Consider the following 21,571-nt stretch of genomic DNA (forward strand, 5'->3'; position numbering starts at 1 on the left):
TCAATCCCTGCAGTCTAGAGTCTGTCTACGCGGCGGGGAAGGGTGACCTCCTAGAGGGCGGTGCCTTCAGCAGTCAATTTGGCGAGCCGCCGCTTGCCGTCTTCCACCGCGTTGCGGATCTCTTCGGAATTCTTCGTCGACATATCCCGCATTTCGGAAATGATCTCGCGGGACTGGACCTGGAAGTTGACAACGGAATCGACGAGCTTTTTCACGGAGGCGGCGGCGACCGTCGGGCCGTAGCCGGCCTTCAAGGCTTCCGTCTGGACCGCGTCGCCAATCTCCGCCAGAGTTTCCAGGCTCTTGTTGATGCCTTCCTTCATGGCGTTCAGCGTCTCGGTGGATTCATGCAGGCCCTGAAGGCCGGTGAAGGACGCATTGAGAGCGGTCAGAACGGATTCGTTGGTCGAGAAGAAGCTCACCGACTGCGCATAGACCCGTTCCTTGGCATTGGTGGTCTGCACCAGCCGGGCCATGATCACTTCGGAAGTGTTGTAGCCGATGGTCAGGTTGTCGGAGAGGTCCTTGGCGATCTGGTAGCGCTTTTCCTCGTCCTGCATTTCGCGCAGCTTTTCGTCCCGGGCAAGTTCCAGCCGGGCTTTCTGGGCAGCGTCGTCGCCCGTATAGGCCTCGACGTCCCCGGAAGCGCTTTTCAGCGTCGCCTGGGCGCTCTCCAGTTTCTCCTTCGCCATGTTGAGGAGTTCCAGTGCGGTGACCTCGGCCTGTTTCAGCGCGCCGCGAAAATCGCGGTAGGCCTCCAGAATGGTCTGTTCGCGCTCGATCTGATCCTTGGTCGCACGGGCAACTTCCTTATAGGTGTCGCGAATGTCCGTGAAGCGGTCGGAAATCGTGCCCCGGCGCATGTTGCGCCAGGTGTTTGCCAGGTTTTCGGTGAAGGAAACCCTGCCGTCGGCCAGTTGGTCGACCAGAGCCTTGGCGTCATCGCGAATGGAATCGAAGGCCCTGGTGACCTCTTCATAACGCTCGCCGATATCCATCTGCTGCACCTGGGAGCGAACCACTTCGTTGAAGTTGGAAGCCTGTCCGAGGGTGCGCGTGATGACGAGGACCTTGTCCGGGGACAGGTCGGAGATCTTTTCCAGCAGCGCGTTGATCGGCGCGTCGGTTTCCGTCTCCGGGGTGATGCCGGCGTCGCGAAGCGTGGTGAGGGCGCGATCGAGATACTGAAGTGGGGAAAAGCCGCCTGCGGGCGCTGCCGGGGCAGCCGCTGTCATGCCCGGGGTTTGCGGATCTGCCGCGTCTGTCATATTCGACCTCCTCGAAAGGACGGCAGCGATTTTTCCGGCGCTCTTGTGCACCTTTGCCGCGTCGTCCCGTTAACAAATTCAAGCCGCAAGTTAGGGCAGGCTTACGCCGCCGTGTCAACGGTTTGGAACACAAAAGCCAGCGTCGCCGGGCGAGGCGTACACGCCTTTCCGGCTACCCATAAGAGAATTTTACGACATGGCTGTATCGAAGCAGGGCGGAAAGTGCTCTAGGCTCTTTCGCGCTTCCATTCAAAACCGGTTATGCATCCGGTGCGGAGACTTGAGTTTTTGGAAAAGAGACCGAACGTGACAGCCGTGGTTGCGCGAAAACCGCATGCTTGCAATTGTTTCCAGATGACCGGAACCGCCGTCCGTTCAGCTTTGATGACGGCACTGATGCTTCTGGGACTGGCGGTGGGAGCCGCCCACGCGCAAGAAAACCAAGAGCTTCCTGTGGCGGAAGCGGGCGGGACTTCGCAATCGCTTTTTGAACGCGCGGTCAGGGCAATCGAGGAAAAGACGGTTTCGGTACAAGCCCTTGAGCTGTTGCGCGGGCAGCTTGCTGAAGTGCGCGACGCCAATGCAGCCATCGTCCGGCGTGATGATCTTGCAGCGGATCTGCTGTCCGCGCAGCTCGAAAGTCTGGGTCCGGCGCCTGCCGAGGGAGCCGGGGAGGCGGCTGATGTCGCGGCGCGCCGTCTGGAACTGGAGAACGCGCTGGCGAAGGCGAATGCGCCCATCCGGCAGGCTGGCGAGACCTTGCGGCATGTCGAGGTTCTCATTCGCGAATTGGACAAGCAGCTGCGACTGCGAAAACTGCAGGAAGTCGTGGAGCGGTATCCGACACCGCTGGTGGTCTCCACCTGGCAAAACGGTCTGGAGGAAGTTTCTGAATTCCGGCAGCGCCTCTGGCGGGACATCCAGAGTGAACTGGCACGGCCGAGCGTTTCCAAGCAGTTGAACCGGACAGTCCCCATCGCGCTGGGTCTTGCTCTTTTCGGCCTGGGTTTTCTCGTGTTCTTGCAGTTTCCCCTGTCGCGGGGGCTGATGCGTCACGCCGAACGCCGGCGCGGAGGGGTCAGGGGACTGTTGCTTGCGCTGGCGAGCAATTCGACCTTCATCCTTTTGCCCGTGATCGGGGCGGTGGCCCTTGTCGCGATCCTTCCGATTCTGGACATCCGCCCCAATGCCGTCAGGACGGCCGTTAGCGCCTTGCCTGTTCTGGCGATTGTGATGATCATCGCCCATTGGCTGGGACATACGATTTTTGCTCCCGAAGCGCAGCGCTGGCGGATGCTCGATCTGTCGGACGCGGAAGCGCTGCGCGGCTTGCGGTTATGTCAGGCGCTGGGCGTTTTCCTGATGCTGGAACTGCTTCTGGAAACGCTCGAAATCGATCAGGCGTTCGGCCCGGCCGCAATTTCGGTGTTGTCGGCGCCGCTGATTTTCCTGGCGGCAGGCCTGCTGTGGTTGCTGGCGGGGACACTCAGAAAAAATGAAGCCGCCACGGAACCGTCCGAACTGCGTGAGGATGGAGAACCCGATGAAACCGATGTCCATCTGAAAGATTCCGGGTTTCTGCTGTTTCTGTCGCTGTTGATGAGAGGGGCCGCCCTCCTGGCGGTCGGCGTCGTTCTTGCCGGATATGTCAAGCTTGCCCGGGTGGCGAGCATCCCGATGATCGTCACCGTGGCCCAACTGGGTCTGGGCTATCTGCTCTACCACCTCGCCCGGCAAATTTTTAATGCGGTAACCGACAAGGAAGACACGGCGCCGGTCCCCATTTCGCTTTCAATCAGTCTGGTCTGCGGCCTGACGCTCGTCTTTGCGCCGCTGATCGCCATGACCTGGGGCGCGCGCCCGACGGATATCGTTGAAGTCGGCCGGCTGCTCTATAATGGCGTCCAGTTCGGCGATATCCGGCTGTCGCTGGATTCCTTCATCATACTGATTGCGGTGTTCGGGCTGGGGATGCTCGTCACGAGATGGCTCCAGAATCTTCTGAGAAGATCGGTTCTGCCGCAAACACGAATGGATGCCGGCGCCAGGAATGCGGTGCTGACGGGGGTCAGCTATGTGGGGCTGACACTGGCCGTCCTGATTGCGGTTTCCACCGCGGGCCTGAATCTCTCCAGCCTTGCGGTCGTGGCCGGTGCGCTTTCGGTCGGCATCGGCTTCGGCCTGCAGACCATCGTGTCCAACTTCGTCTCCGGGATCATCCTGCTGATCGAACGGCCGATCAAGGAAGGCGACTGGATCGAAGTTTCGGGACAATCCGGATATGTGCGCAAGATCTCCGTCAGATCGACCCGGATCGAGACTTTCGACCGGCATGACGTCATCATCCCGAATTCGGACCTGATCGCCGGAACGGTCAAGAACATGACACTGTCGAGCAAGACCGGCCGCCTTATTCTGCCGGTCGGGGTGGCCTATGGCAGCGATCTGGAAAAAGTGAAATCGATCCTTCTTGACGCAGCCAGGGGGCATACGTCCATCACGCGCTATCCGATGCCGTCGGTTCTGTTCACCGGGCTTGGTGACAGTTCGCTTGATTTCGAGCTCCGATGTTACCTGAAAGACGTTGGAACCATTCTCACCACCCGGTCGGATCTCTACTTCACCGTCTATAACGAGCTTGGCAAGGCGGGGATCGAAATTCCGTTCCCGCAACGCGACCTGCACCTGAGGGACATCGACCGGCTGGCGGATGCCATCGAACGGCGCAGCGAAGCGCGAGATCCGGACTGACCGTTACCGCAAGGGCGTCCTGGCTCAGGCCAGCTCCGCCGCAATCCTGGCGGCGAGCCGGGCATTGTTGCGCACAAGCGCGATATTGGTCTCAAGGCTGCGGCCGCCGGTCAAATCAAACAGCGCGCCGAGAACGAAAGGCGTGACTTCCTTGCCCCTGATATTTTCCGTTTCTGCCTTGCGGATCGCCGTGTCGATGTAACCGGCCATCTCGTCCTGCGGGATTTCATCGGTTTCCGGAACGGGATTGGCGATCAGAATTCCGCCGTGATCTGCAAACAGGGCGCGGGTCTTCAGAAGGGCGGCAATCTCCGTAGCCGAATTCAGGGAGTAGGGGGCCGGAAGGCCGCTGGAACGGGACCAGAACGCCGGCAATTCCTTCGTGCCGTAGGCGATGACAGGAACGCCCTTGGTTTCGAGCACTTCCAGGGTCTTGGGAATATCGAGAAGCGCCTTGGCGCCGGCGGAGACGACACAGACCGGCGTGCGGGCAAGCTCGTCGAGATCGGCGGAAATATCGAAGCTGAGCTCCGCTCCCTTGTGGACACCGCCGATGCCGCCGGTGGCGAAAACCTTCAGGCCGGCCGCATCGGCCGCCATCATGGTGGCCGCGACCGTCGTGGCGCCGTAGAGGCCGGAGGCAAGCGCGAAGGTCAGGTCCGCGCGCGAACACTTCATCACATTATCCGCCTGCGCCAGGCGGTCGAGATCGGTATCGCTCAGGCCGACCATGATCCGGCCGTCCATTATGGCAATCGTTGCCGGAACGGCTCCCTCGGCGCGGATATCGGCTTCCACCCGGCGGGCGGTCTCGACATTTTGCGGGAACGGCATGCCGTGGGTAATGATGGTGGATTCCAGCGCGACGATTGGCTTGTCCGCCGCCAGGGCGGCCCGCACCTCGTCATTGTAGACGATCAGGTCCTTGAGGGTGGCGGTGTCGGGATGTGTCACGGGAACGGGCCTTTCTGCCGGATCATATCGGCGTTTCAGGAGAGTGCCGGTCTTATAGGCGCCGCAAGGTACAGCGCCAAGCGGTGAATTTGTCCATCCGGTCAAATGACCTTGAGCGCATCCCAGGAGAGGTCTGCCGCGAGTGCGCCGGTCGTGCGCAACGTCAGCGCGGCGGCGGAAAGGCCGAAGGGAAGGGCCTTGGTGAGGGAATATCCCCTTGCAAGCGCCGCGAGCGTTGCGGCAGCGAGGGCGTCTCCGGCGCCGGTCACATCGACGATATCGCCTTGAGGCGGAGAAAACCGCGTCAGTTCGTTGTCCTCCCGGACCAGAACGTCGCCCCTGCCACCGGTCAGAACGAAACTGCGAAGATCGGTTCCTGCCAGTGCACGGGCAAGATCGTCCTGCGAGGCGTCCCGGGAAAGACCGGTCAGGGCGGCGGCCTCGCCGCGATTCAGGAACAGGCAATCGAGGCGTCCAAGAACGGATTTCAGCCGGGGAGCCTTGGCCTCGGAGACGGCATTGGCGATGACCAGGGGTCCGTTCACTCCGGCGGCCAGCCTGCCGGTCACGCTCTTCAGCACCGGTTCCGGCAGATTGGCGTCGATAAACCAGAGAGCTTTGCTTGATGTACGGGTGATCAGTTCGGCAAGGATCGGGTCGAAAAGCTCGGCAGGGGCTTCGGACAAGATCCGGTCGTCGACGCAGGCCGCGGCAAGCGAACCGTCGGGATCGTGCAGCGCCAGATATTGACCGGTCGACATACCGGGCCGTGTCGCATGGGCCAGCCTGAGCCCTTCGCCGCCAAGCTGGCCGGCGAGCATCTGCGCGGCGCTGTCGTCTCCGAGTACGCCGACAAGGCTTGTCTTGACGCCAAGCCGGCAAAGGGCGCGGGCAACATTGGTGGCTACGCCGCCGGGCCGTGAGCTGAATATCGCCGGCGTGGAGGTTTCGCGGCGGATTGTTTCTCCGGCATGGGCGATCGTATCAAGGTGGATTGCGCCAATCGCGATCACGGGCCGGGCGGAACTGGAAAACATCGTCGGAAACATCCTCGCCGAAATCTCCCGCGTTCCGAGTACAAACAAGGGTGCACGGGTGTTGCGGGACCGGTGACCGTTGACCGGCCGGACCTGTTCACCAGCGGGCTAGCAGATCGTTACGCGTGCGGCAACCGCTTCTCCAAGCTGGAAACGATTCTCCCCGGGGTGCGGGCGTTGATTCTGCCCGAGGCGCAAACACTGGCATGTTCCCGTTCTCTTCTTACGCTGGGTAAGTTTTTAATTGACTGGAAGGAACATATTGGAAACAAACGGTCATTTCCATTTATATACCAATCGGTTTTATCGGGTTGCAAAATGAGAACAAAGAGTGTACAAAGGCTTTCATTGAAACGCCGCGTCCATCGTGGAATAAGGAGCGTGAGCCATGTCGCAAAGTACACTTCGTCTCGTAGAAAGCACCCAGATGGATAAGACAAAAGCGCTGGATGCAGCGCTCAGCCAGATCGAAAGAGCCTTCGGCAAGGGATCCATCATGAAGATGGGCCAGGGTCAGGCCGTTGAGGTTCAGTCGGTTTCAACCGGGTCGCTGGGCCTGGATATCGGTTTGGGGATCGGCGGGTTGCCACGTGGCCGCGTCGTCGAGATCTACGGTCCGGAATCCTCCGGTAAAACCACGTTGTCGTTGCATGTGGTCGCCGAGGCCCAGAAGGCCGACGGCATTTGCGCGTTCATTGACGCAGAACATGCGCTGGACCCGATTTATGCACGCAAGCTGGGCGTCGATATCGACAACCTGCTGATTTCGCAGCCAGACACCGGGGAACAGGCCCTGGAGATCGCCGATACGCTCGTGCGATCCGGCGCCATCGACGTGCTGGTCGTCGACTCCGTGGCGGCCCTGACCCCGAAGGCGGAGCTGGAAGGGGAGATGGGCGACAGCCTGCCGGGCATGCAGGCACGGCTGATGAGCCAGGCGCTGCGCAAGCTCACCGCTTCGATTTCCAAATCGAAGTGCATGGTGATCTTTATCAACCAGATCCGCATGAAGATCGGCGTGATGTTCGGTTCGCCGGAAACCACGACCGGTGGTAACGCCCTGAAATTCTATGCTTCCGTCCGTCTCGATATCCGCCGCATCGGTGCGATCAAGGACAAGGACGAGGTGGTCGGCAACCAGACCCGCGTGAAGGTGGTGAAAAACAAGCTCGCGCCTCCTTTCCGTCAGATCGAATTCGACATCATTTACGGGGAAGGCATCTCCAAGACGGGTGAATTGATCGACCTGGGCGTGAAGGGCAACATCGTTGAAAAATCCGGTGCCTGGTTCTCCTACAACAGCCAGCGTCTGGGGCAGGGGCGTGAAAATTCCAAGCAGTTCCTGAAAGACAACCCTGAAATCGCCGATGAGATCGAACTTGCCATCCGGCAGAATGCCGGCCTCATCGCGGAAGCGATCATCGATCCGGATGCAGTCGCGGCTGGCGATTCGGAAGATACCGCGGAATAAGAGACTTTTGCCTGCCTTCAGGTGATTGCTTCTGGAGGCAGGCCGCCCAGCTGTCTTGAATTTTTCAAGGGCCCTTTTCCGTTCGCCGGAAGAGGGCCTTTGGTTTTCAGGATCTGGCTCGGACGAAGCTGATCTGAAGGCGTTGCCGCCTGTTTGCCCGACCTTGCCGGTGTGCAACCGCTGGACAGGGTTAGAGGTCAAAGTTAAAAGGCTGTTCCGGCGCGCATCCAGATCAGGATACCGAGCCGGGAAAGACTGTTAACAGGCCCGCGGAACGCGGCCGGACCGATGCGAGATCCGAATGACCGGCGTTAATGAAATCCGATCGACCTTTCTGGACTATTTCAAGAAGAACGATCACGAAGTGGTCGAGTCCGGACCGCTGGTCCCGCGCAACGATCCGACCCTGATGTTCGCGAATGCGGGCATGAACCAGTTCAAGAATGTTTTCACCGGTCTGGAAAAGCGCCCCTATTCGCGTGCGACCACGGCGCAGAAGGTGGTTCGCGCCGGCGGCAAGCACAATGACCTGGACAATGTCGGTTACACGGCCCGACACCATACGTTCTTTGAAATGCTCGGCAATTTTTCTTTCGGCGACTATTTCAAGGATCAGGCGATCGAATTCGCCTGGAACCTGATCACCCGGGAATACGGCCTGCCCGAGGACAGGCTGCTGGTCACCGTTTATTCCGAGGACACTGAGGCCGCCGATTACTGGAAGAAGATCGCCGGTCTGAGCGAGGACCGGATTATCCGCATACCGACATCCGACAATTTCTGGACGATGGGCGATACCGGTCCGTGCGGTCCGTGTTCGGAAATCTTCTATGATCACGGCGAGCATATCTGGGGTGGCCCTCCAGGATCCGCCGATGAGGACGGTGACCGGTTCATCGAGATCTGGAACCTTGTCTTCATGCAATACGAGCAGACGCCGGAGGCGCGTCTCGACCTGCCGCGGCCGTCGATTGATACGGGCATGGGTCTGGAGCGACTGGCGACCGTGTTGCAGGGAGTCCACAACAACTACGATATTGATCTTTTCCGGGCGCTGATTTCCGCATCCGAACACGAGACAGGCGTGGATGCCAGCGGCGCGGCACTTTCCAGCCACCGGGTGATCGCCGATCACCTGCGCTCCACGAGCTTTCTGATCGCCGACGGCGTGCTGCCGTCCAATGAAGGACGCGGCTATGTGTTGCGCCGGATCATGCGTCGCGGCATGCGCCACGCCCATCTGCTGGGCGCGGCCGAGCCGCTGATGCACAGGCTGGTGCCGACACTTGTGCGGGAGATGGGCCGGGCCTATCCGGAGCTTATCCGCGCCGAGGCGCTGATCACCGAGACGCTTAAGCTGGAGGAAACCCGTTTCCGCAAGACGCTGGAGCGCGGTCTCGGACTGCTCGACAGCGCGACCGGGGATCTTTCATCCGGCAGCCGGCTCGACGGCGAAACCGCTTTCAAGCTCTATGACACATTCGGCTTTCCGCTCGATCTGACACAAGACGCGCTGCGCGCCCGCGACATCAGCGTTGACACGGACGGTTTCAACGCCGCCATGGAGCGGCAAAAGGCCGAGGCGCGCGCAGCCTGGTCCGGTTCCGGCAGCGCGGCGACGGAGGCAGTCTGGTTCGCGCTGAAGGACACGCACGGGGCGACGGACTTCCTCGGCTATGAGACAGAAACCGCCGAGGGTGTTGTCGCTGCGCTGGCCGCCGACGACAAGGAGATTGAAAAACTGTCCGCTGGCGAGAGTGGCTACGTCATTCTCAACCAGACGCCTTTCTATGCCGAAAGCGGTGGTCAGGTCGGTGATACCGGTGAAATGCTGGGCGCCGGCGTCAGGGTCAGCGTCACCAATACGCAAAAGAAAGCCGATGGCCTGTTCGTGCACGCCGTTACTGTCGAAGAAGGCGAGTTGGTTCCGGGGACGGCGCTGGAGCTGAAGGTGGATCATGCAAGGCGCGGCGCCGTGCGGTCCAACCATTCGGCGACCCACCTGGTGCATGAAGCCCTGCGCGAGGTGCTCGGCACCCATGTGGCGCAGAAAGGCTCTCTTGTTTCGCCGGATCGGCTGCGCTTCGATTTTTCTCATCCCAAGCCGATGAGCGACGAGGAATTGGCCACGGTCGAGACTTTCGCCAACGAGATCGTTCTCCAGAATGCGCCCGTGGATACCCGCCTGATGGCGGTGGACGATGCCATTGAAGCCGGCGCGATGGCCCTGTTCGGCGAAAAATACGGCGATGAAGTTCGTGTTGTCTCCATGGGCACGGCTCTTCATGGTGGCAAGGAAGGCAAACCCTATTCGCTGGAACTGTGCGGCGGAACCCATGTGAAGCGCACGGGCGACATCGGTCTCGTGACCCTCGTGTCGGAAAGTGCGGTTGCGGCGGGCGTCCGCAGAATCGAGGCGCTCACCGGGGCCGAGGCCCGGACGTATCTCGATGCACAGGATAAGCGGATACGCGAAATCGCCGGCATCCTGAAGACCAGTGCGGATGAGGTTCCGACCCGCGTCAGCCAGTTGATGGAAGACCGCAGGCGGCTGGAAAAGGAACTGGCCGAGGCCAGGAAGAAGCTCGCCATGGGCGGCGGAAGCGGCGAGGGCACGCCGGTGAAGGATGCTGGCCGGTTCAAGCTGATGGCCCGCGCCGTGGAAGGCATCAATCCCAAGGATCTGAAGGGCATGGCCGATGAGGCCAAGACCCAGCTCGGCTCCGGCGTTGTCGTCTTGATCAGCGTGGCGGACGACGGCAAGGCGGCAATCGTCACGGCCGTCACCAAGGACCTGACCGGCGAAGTCAGCGCCGTGGATCTGGTGCGGATCGGATCGGAGGCGCTTGGCGGGCGCGGTGGTGGCGGACGGCCGGACATGGCCCAGGCCGGCGGTCCGGACGGCTCAAAAGCCGATGCGGCGGTTTCCGCCATCGAAGCGCATCTGGCCGGACTTTAACGCCGGTGAGGCGTGCCGGAGGGCACGCCTTGTCCAGCCGGACCGGAGGTCGGCCTTTCCGAGCTGCTGCGAATGCGCGTGAGAACAGCCTGATCGCATTTGAAGATTTCCGTATGCGGCGCGGCCTGACATTTTGTCCTTTTGCTTTCTTCCGCTATTCATGCGGGACCTCATGAGAGACGGAGACGCGCGGTGCACGGCCAGGACGTCAAACGGGCGCTATTTGAAGTGCTGGAGGATACGGGAAACCGGAAAGTCGCGGCGCGTACGCTTCGTCAGTTTCTTGTCTTTCTGATTCTCGGCAATATCGTGCTGGCCGTTCTGGAGACGGTTCCGGAAGTCCGGCAGGTCCTCAACACCTATCTGGGTTTCATACAGCTCGGCTGCGGTCTCATGTTTCTGGTCGAATATATCCTGCGGCTCTACGTCGCCGACCTGCATCCGCCGCTGCGCCGCTACGGCCCCTTCTGGTCGCGGGTGCGTTATGCGATGCACCCCGATGCCATTGTCGACCTGATCGGCGCGCTGCCGCTGCTCTTCGTGCTGTTCCTGCCAAACCAGGCGGTGACCGTCGTCGTCATTCTGCGGCTGCTGCGCTTTCTCAAGCTGGCCCGCTATTCTCCGGCCTTGCGCTCGCTCATTTCGGCGGTTGCCGGGGAGAGGAAAGCGCTGCTCGGCTCAAGCATGATCATCTTCGGCGTGGTGCTTCTCGCGGCCACGGTGATGTATCTGGTGGAACACAGCCATCAGCCGGAAAAGTTCCGCAGCATTCCGCATGGCATGTACTGGGCGATCACCACCGTGACCACGGTCGGTTATGGTGACGTTGTGCCGATCAGCAATCTGGGAAAAATGATCGCCAGCGTGGTCATGTTCATGGGCTATGGCCTCATTGCACTGCCGGTGGGCATCATCGCATCGGCCTTCGCCCGGGAAATTCACAGCCGGGATTTTGTGGTTACCTGGTCGATGGTCGCGCGTGTGCCGCTGTTCGAGGACCTGAAGGCGACGGAAATTGCCGAGGTCGCCAAACTTCTGCAGGCCCAGAGTGTGCGCAAGGGAAGCACGATCGCCGAGAAAGGCGCCGTGGCCGACCGGATGTTCTTCATTTCCGACGGCGAGGTGGAGATCAGGCTGCCGCATGAAACGGTTTATCTCGGCGTGGGAAGTTTCTTCGGCGAACTGGCACTGATCAACCAGACCCGAAGAACCGCGAATATCATCGCCTACAGGGACTGCCAGTTGCTCGTGCTGGAAGCCGAAGCGCTGCACCATCTCATGGACCGGGATGAGGAACTCGCCAAGAAAATCATGGAAGAGGCGAAGGAACGGGCGCACCAGGGCAAGAAAGTCCTCGGCGAGCTTGCTGAAGAAGAACTCCAGCAAGCGGGCGTATTCGCATCGATGGACGATGCGCGTGAGGAACCGGAGCTCTTCAGCGAAGACGGGAAGGGCGAGGCAGCGTCAACCGACAAGCCCCCTTCTGAGGATCCCAAGCCTCAATAGGGTGTGAGGCCGGGCGGCAACTGTGCATAGAGTGGATCGCCATGCCAGAAGACGTCTGTCGGGCCGACGGCAAAATCGATCAGGTTCCAGCGGCCGTACTGATGCCGCAGCAGCGCGATAGTGAGCAGGCCGTCCATATATTCTGCATTGCTGGCGAAAGTGGTCCGCGAGAGGTCGATGACGCCGCCGCCCGGCCGCTGGGGACTGAGCTGGACGAAGGCCCAGCCGTTGCCGGATCGCATCCAGTCGACCACGAATTCGACCGGCGGGCCGACCCTGGCCTCCAGCATCGGACGTACCGCATTGAGCAGTTCGGAACGCTCGAGGGTGCCGCGCGCCGGTTCATGAATGCTCTGGGCGCGAACGCCGTACCCTGCTGCAAGCAGAAGGAGCGAACTTAAGAAAAGTCCTCTAATGATTTGATAATAAAGAGAAAAGCGTCTTGGTTCAGAAAATGATTCAATCATCGTGGTCCTGCTGATATTCCTGTTTGACCATTGCAGGGAAAACGTAACATGAAAACTATCGGACTGCTCGGCGGGATGAGCTGGGAGAGTACCGCCACCTACTATCAGATGCTCAACCGAATGGCGCGGGAGCGGCTCGGCGGGCTGCATTCGGCCAAATGTTTTCTCTGGTCCTTCGACTTTGCCGAGATCGAGGCGGCCCAGGCGGCCGGGGACTGGGACAAGGCGACGGAGCTGATGGTTGAGGCGGCCCGCAATCTGGAACGTGGCGGGGCGCAGTGCCTGGTGATTTGCACCAACACGATGCACAAGATGGCCGGGCAGGTGCAGGAGGCGGTTTCGATGCCGCTGATCCACATCGCCGATGCGACCGCACCCGCGATCAGGGAAGCCGGCTGCAAGGCGCCGTTGCTGCTGGCCACGGCCTATACGATGGAACAGGATTTCTACAAGGGCCACCTGAAGGACCGGCACGCCATAGATGTCCGTGTGCCGCAGGCGGAAGACCGGGAGGAAATTCACCGGATCATTTACGAGGAGCTCTGCCGCGGTGAAATCTGGGCGGATTCCAAGCAGACCTATCTGGAGGCGGTTGCCCGGGAAAAGGCGCGTGGCGCGGATGGCGTGATCTTCGGCTGCACGGAAATCGGCCTTCTGGTGAAGGCTGAGGATTTCGATATCCCCGCCTTCGATACGACCGCGCTGCATGCCAAGGCGGCGCTGGATTTCGCGCTTGATGTCTAGGGTGCGGACCCTAGGCTATCACAGTCTGAAAGCTGTCCCTTGCCCTGAACCTTTCCAACCAGGCGGTGAGCCGGGGGGCAGCTTTGAGAAGCATGGCGCCTTCTTCTGCCTTCTGAAAAAGGTCGAGCATGGGGGCGGCGTGGCAATCGGCGAGGGTCGGGTGGTCACCGCGCAGAAACGGGCCGGACGATGCCAGAGCTTCCAGGGCTGATACGATCCTGCGGGCCGGGCCGAGAGCGGAGGAGATCCCGACCTCGTCAGGCGCACCGCCCTTACGAGGCTTGACCACCCGCTCGACATAGATCTCCCAGACCAGTGTGCGATAGGCATGGGCATCCAGGATCGACTGGATCTGTGTCATGCGGGCCCGCTCCAGTGGCGTTGCCGGTTGCAGGGGCGGGCCGTCGAAGGCCTCGTCCACGTAGCGCAGAATGGCGATTGTCTCGTAGAGCGTGAAACCGTCCTGCTTCAGCGCCGGAATCCTGCCGAAGGGATGCAAGTCCAGATATCCGGGAGGCGGACCTTCCGGTGCGAAGACATCGACCGGGTGAAGCACATAGGCGACCCCTTTTTCTTCCAGCGCCAGCCGGACGGCGCGCACATAGACCGAATAATCGGCTCCGAATAGGTCAATCATCGTTTGTCCAATCGGTCGAGACGCAGCCGGTGGCGTGTGTCGGTGAGGCGCCAGATGCTGGCGAAAGTCGCGCCCAGCACGCCGAGGCCTGTGGCGCCGCCGAGCAGGAACATGATCATGAGCTGGTATTTCACGGCTTCGCGTGGATCGACGCCGGAGAGGATCTGGCCGGTCATCATGCCCGGCAGCGAGACGACGCCGGTTGCCGCCATGGCGTTGATGATGGGTGTGAAGCCGGACCGCAGCGCCTGGCGCAGGGCAGGGCGTGTCGCTTCCCAGCGGGTTCCACCCAGAAGCAGCCTGGCCTCCACCTCACGCTTTCCCTGTGCAAGCGCCGTGTGCAGCGTGTCGAGACCGAGGCTGACCCCGGTCATGGTGTTTCCGAGGATCATGCCGAAGAGCGGCAGGGCGTATTGCGGCTGCCAGACAGGCTCGGGACGGATCAGCCCGGCAAGAGCGTAGAGCGTTACCAGCGAGCCGGCGAGCAGCATCGCCCCGGCGCCAAGGCCAACGCCCCAAAACCCATCCAGACGCCGCTTCTGACGCGCCCGGATTTCGCGGGCCGCGAAGGCGGCCATCACGGCGGCGGCAAGCAGGGTCCACCAAAGGGAGCCCGCAAAGAAGATTGCCTTCAGGATCAGTCCGACCAGAACGAGTTGCACAGTCATGCGCAGGGCGGAAACGATGAGCGTGCGTGCGAGGCCAAGGTTGAGGGCGATGGAGAAGATCGCGTTCAGGATCAGGAAAACCGAGGCGGCGGCCAGATCCCAATAGGTGAGGGCCAGATATCCGTTCATTGCGTGTGTTCCCGGGAAGGGAAAGCAGATAACCTGCCTTTTTCCATATACAGGTGACGGGCGCCGAGACGGTCCGGCTGATCCGGATCGTGGGTGACGAACAGGATGGCGCAGCCGCTTGCCGTAAAGTCCTTCATCAGGATCTCGACCCTGGCGACCGACGGTGGATCGAGCGCCGAAGTCGGTTCGTCCAGAAGCAGGACCTTCGGGCCAAGCTGCAGCGCGCGGATCAGGGCGAGCCGTTGGCGCTCTCCGGTGGAAAGCCGCGAGACCTGCCAGCAGAGGGCGTCCTTCAGGCCGACGGCCTCCAACAGCGATTCGAGATCGGGCGCGTCGGTGAAATGATCGCGCACATCCTCCGCCCACCAGCCGCTTTCGGCTGGAACAAAAGAAACCTGCCTGCGCCAGACGGGCGCCGGCATTTTCTCCCGCTCCGTCCCTTCGAGCATCAGGCTGCCGTGGCTCAGGTCGAGATCCGCAATAGCGCGCAAGAGCAGTGACTTTCCAGCTCCGGAGGGACCGGAGATCGCCGTGAAACTGCCTTTTGCCAGGGCAAGATCGACGGGCCCGACCAGCGACGTCCTCAGCTTCTCGATTGTCAGCACCAAGCGTCTCCTCAGTCGCGGTTGGTGAAGAGCCTAGAACAACCTGCAGTCGGTTGGAATTATTTGAATGCGGAAAAGGCGATCATTGCTCAAGCGGGCGAGATGAAGCGCCGTCCAAGGAGCTTTACCGGGTGTCACGCCAGGCGCAGCCCAGCGGAGACCCGGGGCCCACTCGCGGTGCCGCTTGCCGAAGCAAGGGTGATTTTACATCGGCGGTTGCTATCCGCATCCGGGCCTGCGTGCCATCTTTCCTGTCGTAGGGCGGTGTGCGAAGCGGACTTGGAGACACCCAACAGAGGCTCTTCGAACGAGTGGGCCCCGGCTCAGCGCTACGCTTGGCCGGGGTGACAGCCGAGGGGGCATTTGGCCTCTTGGCTAAGCCATCAGAGTTGATGACGTGGCTGGGGCGGCTTCTGTAATCGGGTCAGAGGTATCCGGATGGAGGCTCTTCGTCCCTTTGGGGAAATCCAGGCGGACAGGTTTTGCCTTGGCAACGCTCCTTTGCTCCGGGGTCTACTCGCGGTGCCGCTTGTCGAAGCAAGGGTGATTTTACATCGGCGGCAGCAACGCTCTCCGGTACAATTCTCCGTGCGGCTTGTGTGGAATGAAAGCCTCGGTCATGGCGCAAGGAGGTCGTGCCAGTCCGGGTTTGCTTTTTCGATGAGTTGAATTTTCCAGGAGCGCCGCCATTTCTTCAGCCGCTTTTCCACCGCGATGGCTTCGTCGATCAGATCGAATTCCTCGGCGTAGACAAGTCTGTGGACGGCATGTTGGCGCGTGAAGCCTGTGGCCGTTCCTGAACGGTGCTGTTCTGTCCGCCGTGCGAGATCATTGGTGACGCCGACGTAGAGGGTGCCGTGCTTTCGGCTTGCGAGAATGTAAACGAAGTAAGGCACTCGGCTGATCGCGTTGCTTTTACCAATTCCGGATTTGTAGCTGCTCACGCACGCAGAGCACAAGTTCCGGCGGCACTGCGGCTCCCCTCCGGGTGTCACCCCGGGCGCAGCGAAGCGAAGACCCGGGGCCCACTCGCGGTGCCGGTTGCCGAAGCAAAGGCGATTGTCCGTCGGCGGTTGCGACCCGCATCCGGGCCCTGCGCGCCTTATTGTTTGTCCTGGGGGTGGTGTGTGAAGCGGCTTTCGAGACACCCAACAGAGTCTCTGCGAATGAGTGGGCCCCGGCTCGGCGCTGCGCTTGGCCGGGGTGACGGCCGAGGGTGGAACTTGGCTTCCTGGTTCACTCAACAGAGATGATGACAGCCGAGGGGGATGGCTGCTACAGGTCGGCTGGGACCGGGAACCGTCCTTCGATTCCCGGTGCCAGCAACTGCCGTCCTTAAAGCTCGCTCATTGCCTTTGCCAGGTTTTCGTCGATCTTGTCGAGGAAGCCTGTCGTGGTCATCCAGGACTGGTCCGGGCCGACCAGAAGGGCGAGGTCCTTGGTCATGTAGCCGGCTTCCACCGTCTTGATGCAGACCCTTTCCAGGGTCTTGGCGAAGCGGGCGAGCTTGTCGTTGCCGTCGAGCTTGGCCCGGTGGGCGAGGCCGCGGGTCCAGGCGAAGATAGAGGCGATGGAGTTTGTGGAGGTGCTTTCGCCCTGCTGGTGCTGGCGGTAGTGGCGGGTGACCGTGCCGTGGGCGGCTTCCGCTTCCACCGTCTTGCCGTCCGGGGTCATCAGCACCGAGGTCATCAGGCCGAGCGAGCCGAAGCCCTGGGCGACCGTGTCGGACTGGACGTCGCCGTCGTAGTTCTTGCAGGCCCAGACGTAGCCGCCGGACCACTTCAGCGCGGAGGCGACCATGTCGTCGATCAGGCGATGCTCGTACCAGATGCCGGCTTCAGCGTATTTGTCCTTGAAGTCGGCCTCGTAGACTTCCTCGAAGATATCCTTGAAGCGGCCGTCATAGGCTTTCAGGATGGTGTTCTTGGTGGAGAGATAGCAGGGCACCTTGCGCAGCAGGGCGTAGTTCAGCGAAGCGCGGGCGAAGTCGCGGATCGAGTCGTCAAGATTGTACATGGCCATGGCAACGCCGGCGGAGGGCGCGTCATAGACCTCGTGCTCGATGACCTCACCGTCCTCGCCGGTGAAGGTCATGGTCAGTTTGCCCTTGCCCGGAAAACGGAAGTCGGTGGCGCGGTACTGGTCGCCGAAGGCGTGCCGGCCGACGATGATCGGCTGGGTCCAGCCCGGTACCAGCCGGGGGACGTTCTGCATGATGATCGGCTCGCGGAAGATCACCCCGCCGAGGATGTTGCGGATCGTGCCGTTGGGCGAACGGTACATGCGTTTCAGGCCGAATTCCTCGACCCGGGCCTCATCAGGCGTGATGGTGGCGCACTTGATGCCGACACCGTGTTTCTTGATGGCGTTGGCCGCATCGACGGTAATCTGGTCGTCGGTCTCGTCGCGCTTTTCGATCGAGAGATCGTAATATTCCAGATCGATATCGAGATAGGGATGGATCAGTTTGTCCTTGATGAACTGCCAGATGATCCGGGTCATCTCGTCGCCGTCAAGTTCGACAACCGGATTATCGACTTTGATCTTTGCCATGGAAACTCGGCCTCGCGTTTTTCTAGAAGATGGGGAGGTGCAGACGCATGTCTCTGAAGAGGTGCTTTAGCAGATTATAATTGTGTGCGCTTGTATACAATTATGGTTGTGTAGACAAGGGGTGGATCTGCCGGATTTCCCGGTGAACAGAGAGCATCAAGCCTGAATTCTTCCGTAGGCTTGAAATTCTATCCACCATGCAGTTTCTCCGGTTGCTGCATTTGCTTGAACGGCATTTGAACACGGAAGCATCGAACTTTTGCGACATCCTTCCGGACCTGTGTGCAGCAAGGGCTGGGTTTGTCCGGTTTTACGAAGAGGAGCGAATGGGATTTCTCATTGATCACCCCTTTGGAGAACCTTGCCGGTTCTCTTCTCCTGATGCTCCCTGATCTTCTGCGCATGCGGCCTCACCAGATCGGCGACCGTCACCCGTTCGAGCTCGGCCTGGAAGGTTTCCCGCGCGGCCTCCAGGGCCTTGCCGGTGGCCAGGTTGGCTGCGCGTTCCAGCAGGCAGGCGGGGGCGTCAGCGGAGCGGCCGAGGGAGAAAAGCTCAGGGGAGCCGAGGGCGGCGTAGACATCGGCAAGGGCAATTTCGTTCAGCGACCTTTCCAGAACCCAGCCGCCGCCATGCCCCCTGGTGGAGCCGACGAAACCCGCCTCACGCAGGCCTGCCATTGTCCGGCGAACCAGAGACGGGTTGGTGTTGAGCATCTTTCCGATCTGCTCTGACGTCAACGGCTCTTCCGCTTGCTCCAGGTGCAAAAGCACGTGAAGCACGCGCGGCAGACGGCTGTCGGTGCGCATTTTGTGGTCTCCGCTGTTGCTGCGAGGATAAGGTATGTCCGCTCACGTTACAAACAGCGATACAAAAGATTGACAGATAAAAATTTGTAACTTTATAAGTAACGAAATGCTTTGATTTTCGATAAAGGAGTCGCCGGAACGATGCCAGCGGTTGTGAAAAAAGGTGAGGGGATGCCGAGGCGCCGGGCGGCCCTGGCCGCGCTCTATCTTGCCATGTTCATGAACATTCTGGATGTGAGTGCCGTCAATCTCGCGCTTCCCGCAATCCGGGAAGGGCTTCATGCATCAGCCACCGAACTGGAATGGGTGCTCGTTATCTACGTCCTGACATTTGCTGCGGGGCTTCTGCCCTTTGGCCGGTTCGGCGATGTGATCGGCCGCGATCGGGTTTTCATGTGGGGCGTTGCCGGTTTCAGCCTGAGTTCGCTTGCCTGCGGACTTGCTCCGGATATCGGTAGCCTCGTCGTCAGCCGTGCCGTCCAAGGAGTGGCTGCCGCGATGATGGTGCCGCAGGTGCTTGCCATCGTGCGTGTGATCTTTCCCGAAGAGGAGCGAGGCAAAGCCATCGGCCTTTTCGGAACGATAAGTGCGCTCGGAGCGGTGGCGGGGCCGCTGGTCGGCGGCGTGATCGTTTCGGCCGATATCGCCGGGCTCGGCTGGCGGCCGATTTTCCTGGTGAATATACCGGTCGGCATATTCTCGCTTTACGGCGCCTGGCGCTTCGTCCCGAAAATCCGGGCAACTGAGCGCGTGACGGCCGACTGGGCCGGCACGATCCTGTTCGCTATGGCGATCACCGGTTTTGTTTTCCCTCTGGTCGAGGGACGCCAGCTCGGCTGGCCACTGTGGTGCTTTGCGCTGATGGCCCTTTCGGCGGGTCTGGGAGGCCTGTTCCTGAAGCTGCAGGTATGTCGATCAGCGAACGGCCTGGCGCAGCTTTTGCCGACCGTTCTCCTGTCGGACCGGAAGTTCCTTTACGGGCTGGCGACCGTCTGCGCCTTCTTCTCGGGACTGGCCGGTGTGTTTTTCATTCTTGCGATCTTCCTGCAATCGGGCCTCGGCCTGTCGCCTCTCGCGGCCGGGATAGCTCTTGCACCGCATCCGGTGGGTGTGATGATCGGCTCTTACCTGAGCGCCCGGCTCGGCGGCCGCACGACCGGTCAGCGGGTCGCCATCGGCATTTTCATCCTGTTCCTGGGCATGGTGTCCGTAAGGCTTGCGACCGTTGGCACGCTGCTGACCGGGGTGGACTTTCTCCTGCCGCTGTTGACTGTCGGACTTGGCACAGGAGTGGCCATCGCTGCCCTGTTCCAGAGTATTCTCGCGCGCGTTTCCGGTCCGGATGCCGGGGCAGGGTCGGGCGTGCTGCAGGCCTTCCAGCAGATTGGCATTGCCCTCGGGATCGCCTTGCAGGGGCAGATTTTCTTTCACGTTCTCGGGGCGTCCTCGTCCCCGTCCGCCTATCTAGCGGCGGCGCGGGCGGCGTTGCTCTATCCGGCCGGTATCTTCCTTCTTCTGACGCTCACCGCCGTCCTTGTGATGAAATCGCAGACCGGCCGGTTGACATAATCGGACGACGGTCACCCCACGACAGCAAACGACGAGAATTCGCTTGCAGTCCTTTGGCAATCGCTGCAAATCTACCTTGTGAGATGGTTCTGCCTGAACAAGCGTGACGGCGGATGAAATGGGAACACGGTGCGGCGTACCCAACAGGGACCAATACCGTGGCTGCCCCCGCAACTGTAAGCGGTGAGCGATGCCCTTCAGCCACTGGCCTTTTGGCCGGGAAGGCGGGCGGAGCTGAGACCCGTGAGCCAGGAGACCTGCCATCCGACGGTTTTTTGCGAAAAGCCAATCAGAAACCCTGTTCGCGCACGGAGGGTGCGCAAAGGAGACAGACATGCATATCGAACCCGGCATCGTTGACGGCGCCAAAATCGTTCTCAGCTACGGCACGGCTGCCGCGTCCTTCGGCCTTCTGGGCAAACTGGCGCTAGACACCATCCGCAAGAGCGGTGTGGCAAGTCTTGCCGTACGCTCGCTCATCACCACACTTCTGGTGTTCTCCTTCTTCGAACTGCTGCCGCATTATCCGGTCGGCGTTTCGGAAGTGCACTTCGTTCTCGGCTCGACGCTGTTCCTGATGTTCGGAGCCGGACCGGCAGCTATCGGTCTTGCCTTGGGTCTGCTGCTGCAGGGGCTGCTGTTCGCACCGTTCGACCTGCCGCAATACGGCATGAACGTCACCACGCTGATCGTGCCGCTCTGGGCCGTGGGCGTCGTTGCGAAAAAGCTCATCGCGCAGAAGACGGCCTATGTGGACGTGACCTACGCCCAGGCACTGGCCTTTTCCACCACCTATCAGGGCGGCATTGTCGCCTGGGTGGCGTTCTGGGCTTTCTACGGCCAGGGTTTCGGCGCGGAAAACATGGTCTCGATCGGGTCCTTCGGCGCGGCCTACATGCTGGTCGTTATCGGCGAACCGCTGGTTGACCTGGCCGTCCTGGCCGGGGCCAAGACACTGGCACCCTTCACGAAGACCATCGCCTTCAACAACCGCCTGCACGAGGCCGCTGCTTAAGGCGCAATGCTTTTGAAGACACCGGAAAGGGCGGTCAACGGGCCGCCCTTTTTGTTTGATCACAAACTTTCAAGTCGCCATCGACTCGTTGAGCGCAGTGCTGACTTGAGAACCGGAAAACCCTCGAAAGCGCTCCGTCATTGCAGGGCTTGACCCACTGCTGTCCGGTTTAAAAATCTAGACAGAGCGCATGACATTGATTCTACTCGGTTTCAGACGTTTGGCCGCGTTTGAGACACGAACAGAGGATCAATGTCATGCGCCATCACAATAGCGTTTTTCATCAAGTGCTGAAGCATGTTCCTTGGGGCGAGTTCAATCGCCTTGTGGATGAGCATAAAGCGGACCACCGCGTCCGCCGTTTGACGACGAAGACCCAGTTTCTGGCCCTTTTGTTCGGCCAGCTTGCAGGCGCGCAGAGCCTCAGGGAG

Annotated in this window: 18 protein-coding genes and 1 riboswitch; of the genes, 8 read left to right on the forward strand and 10 right to left on the reverse strand. The window is 60.8% G+C overall.

Translation table 11 applies throughout. The features are described from left to right. Positions 1 to 50: 50 nt before the first annotated feature. Positions 51 to 1,235, reverse strand: a complete 1,185-nt coding sequence (locus OA90_RS24735; RefSeq protein ID WP_068419305.1) for a cell surface protein — start codon at positions 1,233 to 1,235, stop codon at positions 51 to 53. A 417-nt stretch (positions 1,236 to 1,652) separates the two neighbouring features. Between OA90_RS24735 and OA90_RS24740 the strand changes: the two genes are divergently transcribed. Continuing rightward, complete coding sequence (locus OA90_RS24740) at positions 1,653 to 4,019, forward strand: mechanosensitive ion channel domain-containing protein (protein ID WP_208986299.1); 2,367 nt, start codon at positions 1,653 to 1,655, stop codon at positions 4,017 to 4,019. Between the two features lie 24 nt (positions 4,020 to 4,043). Here OA90_RS24740 and OA90_RS24745 read toward each other — a convergent pair whose 3' ends face one another. Beyond that, positions 4,044 to 4,973 (reverse strand): pseudouridine-5'-phosphate glycosidase, encoded by a 930-nt coding sequence (locus OA90_RS24745; RefSeq protein ID WP_068419237.1) that lies wholly within the window; start codon positions 4,971 to 4,973, stop codon positions 4,044 to 4,046. 101 nt (positions 4,974 to 5,074) lie between these two features. Then, the gene (locus tag OA90_RS24750; protein ID WP_208986300.1) at positions 5,075 to 6,010 is read right to left on the reverse strand and encodes a PfkB family carbohydrate kinase; all 936 of its coding nucleotides are present in this window, start codon (positions 6,008 to 6,010) and stop codon (positions 5,075 to 5,077) included. Between the two features lie 388 nt (positions 6,011 to 6,398). Here OA90_RS24750 and recA point away from each other — a divergent pair, with 388 nt between their 5' ends. The 3 genes from recA to OA90_RS24765 all read left to right on the forward strand — a co-directional run bounded on the left by recA (position 6,399) and on the right by OA90_RS24765 (position 11,946). Next, positions 6,399 to 7,481, forward strand: coding sequence for a recombinase RecA (gene recA / locus OA90_RS24755; RefSeq protein ID WP_068419239.1), 1,083 nt, complete (start codon positions 6,399 to 6,401; stop codon positions 7,479 to 7,481). A 301-nt stretch (positions 7,482 to 7,782) separates the two neighbouring features. Beyond that, positions 7,783 to 10,440: an alanine--tRNA ligase gene (gene alaS, locus OA90_RS24760; protein WP_068419242.1), complete on the forward strand. Its 2,658-nt coding sequence runs from the start codon at positions 7,783 to 7,785 to the stop codon at positions 10,438 to 10,440. A gap of 192 nt (positions 10,441 to 10,632) precedes the next feature. Further along, positions 10,633 to 11,946 (forward strand): cyclic nucleotide-gated ion channel, encoded by a 1,314-nt coding sequence (locus OA90_RS24765; protein ID WP_068419245.1) that lies wholly within the window; start codon positions 10,633 to 10,635, stop codon positions 11,944 to 11,946. Here the strand turns inward: OA90_RS24765 and OA90_RS24770 are convergent. Continuing rightward, positions 11,940 to 12,413, reverse strand: coding sequence for a hypothetical protein (locus OA90_RS24770; protein WP_068419246.1), 474 nt, complete (start codon positions 12,411 to 12,413; stop codon positions 11,940 to 11,942). The genes OA90_RS24765 and OA90_RS24770 overlap by 7 nt on opposite strands. A 48-nt stretch (positions 12,414 to 12,461) precedes the next feature. On the opposite strand from OA90_RS24770, the gene OA90_RS24775 reads away from it, so the two are divergent. Then, positions 12,462 to 13,157 carry an aspartate/glutamate racemase family protein gene (locus OA90_RS24775; RefSeq protein WP_068419250.1) on the forward strand — a complete coding sequence of 232 codons (696 nt, stop codon included), beginning with the start codon at positions 12,462 to 12,464 and terminating at the stop codon, positions 13,155 to 13,157. Positions 13,158 to 13,167: 10 nt separating this feature from the next. Here the strand turns inward: OA90_RS24775 and OA90_RS24780 are convergent, their stop codons facing one another. From OA90_RS24780 to OA90_RS24805, 6 genes are all read right to left on the reverse strand, one after another. Next, positions 13,168 to 13,794, reverse strand: coding sequence for a glutathione S-transferase family protein (locus tag OA90_RS24780; protein ID WP_068419255.1), 627 nt, complete (start codon positions 13,792 to 13,794; stop codon positions 13,168 to 13,170). After that, complete coding sequence (gene fetB / locus OA90_RS24785) at positions 13,791 to 14,591, reverse strand: iron export ABC transporter permease subunit FetB (RefSeq protein WP_068419266.1); 801 nt, start codon at positions 14,589 to 14,591, stop codon at positions 13,791 to 13,793. The genes OA90_RS24780 and fetB overlap by 4 nt, the downstream gene beginning before the upstream one ends. Next, positions 14,588 to 15,196, reverse strand: coding sequence for an ATP-binding cassette domain-containing protein (locus tag OA90_RS24790; protein ID WP_082837264.1), 609 nt, complete (start codon positions 15,194 to 15,196; stop codon positions 14,588 to 14,590). Before OA90_RS24790 ends, fetB begins: the two co-directional genes overlap by 4 nt. Before the next feature lie 617 nt (positions 15,197 to 15,813). Then, entirely contained in the window at positions 15,814 to 16,092 is a 279-nt protein-coding gene (locus OA90_RS24795) for a GIY-YIG nuclease family protein (RefSeq protein WP_068419312.1), read from the reverse strand. 439 nt (positions 16,093 to 16,531) lie between these two features. After that, complete coding sequence (locus OA90_RS24800; protein ID WP_068419274.1) at positions 16,532 to 17,749, reverse strand: NADP-dependent isocitrate dehydrogenase; 1,218 nt, start codon at positions 17,747 to 17,749, stop codon at positions 16,532 to 16,534. Positions 17,750 to 18,085: 336 nt separating this feature from the next. Next, positions 18,086 to 18,556 (reverse strand): Rrf2 family transcriptional regulator, encoded by a 471-nt coding sequence (locus tag OA90_RS24805; RefSeq protein ID WP_068419277.1) that lies wholly within the window; start codon positions 18,554 to 18,556, stop codon positions 18,086 to 18,088. Between the two features lie 141 nt (positions 18,557 to 18,697). Here OA90_RS24805 and OA90_RS24810 point away from each other — a divergent pair, with 141 nt between their 5' ends. The 3 genes from OA90_RS24810 to OA90_RS28200 form a co-directional block, all read left to right on the forward strand. Then, positions 18,698 to 20,125: an MFS transporter gene (locus OA90_RS24810; protein WP_068419315.1), complete on the forward strand. Its 1,428-nt coding sequence runs from the start codon at positions 18,698 to 18,700 to the stop codon at positions 20,123 to 20,125. A 67-nt stretch (positions 20,126 to 20,192) separates the two neighbouring features. After that, positions 20,193 to 20,405: riboswitch (cobalamin riboswitch) on the forward strand. Positions 20,406 to 20,459: 54 nt separating this feature from the next. Beyond that, positions 20,460 to 21,140 carry an energy-coupling factor ABC transporter permease gene (locus OA90_RS24815; protein WP_068419280.1) on the forward strand — a complete coding sequence of 227 codons (681 nt, stop codon included), beginning with the start codon at positions 20,460 to 20,462 and terminating at the stop codon, positions 21,138 to 21,140. Positions 21,141 to 21,397: 257 nt separating this feature from the next. Beyond that, a partial coding sequence (locus OA90_RS28200) for a DUF4372 domain-containing protein (protein WP_156510631.1) occupies positions 21,398 to 21,571 on the forward strand: 174 nt, incomplete at its 3' end.

Source organism: Labrenzia sp. OB1, from assembly GCF_001624695.1.
In the GTDB taxonomy this organism is placed as follows: domain Bacteria; phylum Pseudomonadota; class Alphaproteobacteria; order Rhizobiales; family Stappiaceae; genus Roseibium.

Coding starts and splice junctions, on each gene's coding strand:
- OA90_RS24800 (WP_068419274.1), bottom strand. CDS start 17,749: ATGGCAAAGATCAAAGTCGATAATCCGGTTGTCGAACTTGACGGCGAC.
- OA90_RS24780 (WP_068419255.1), bottom strand. CDS start 13,794: ATGATTGACCTATTCGGAGCCGATTATTCGGTCTATGTGCGCGCCGTC.
- OA90_RS24810 (WP_068419315.1), top strand. CDS start 18,698: ATGCCAGCGGTTGTGAAAAAAGGTGAGGGGATGCCGAGGCGCCGGGCG.
- fetB (WP_068419266.1), bottom strand. CDS start 14,591: ATGAACGGATATCTGGCCCTCACCTATTGGGATCTGGCCGCCGCCTCG.
- alaS (WP_068419242.1), top strand. CDS start 7,783: ATGACCGGCGTTAATGAAATCCGATCGACCTTTCTGGACTATTTCAAG.
- OA90_RS24815 (WP_068419280.1), top strand. CDS start 20,460: ATGCATATCGAACCCGGCATCGTTGACGGCGCCAAAATCGTTCTCAGC.
- OA90_RS24750 (WP_208986300.1), bottom strand. CDS start 6,010: ATGTTTTCCAGTTCCGCCCGGCCCGTGATCGCGATTGGCGCAATCCAC.
- OA90_RS24775 (WP_068419250.1), top strand. CDS start 12,462: ATGAAAACTATCGGACTGCTCGGCGGGATGAGCTGGGAGAGTACCGCC.
- OA90_RS24740 (WP_208986299.1), top strand. CDS start 1,653: ATGACGGCACTGATGCTTCTGGGACTGGCGGTGGGAGCCGCCCACGCG.
- recA (WP_068419239.1), top strand. CDS start 6,399: ATGTCGCAAAGTACACTTCGTCTCGTAGAAAGCACCCAGATGGATAAG.
- OA90_RS24735 (WP_068419305.1), bottom strand. CDS start 1,235: ATGACAGCGGCTGCCCCGGCAGCGCCCGCAGGCGGCTTTTCCCCACTT.
- OA90_RS24770 (WP_068419246.1), bottom strand. CDS start 12,413: ATGATTGAATCATTTTCTGAACCAAGACGCTTTTCTCTTTATTATCAA.
- OA90_RS24805 (WP_068419277.1), bottom strand. CDS start 18,556: ATGCGCACCGACAGCCGTCTGCCGCGCGTGCTTCACGTGCTTTTGCAC.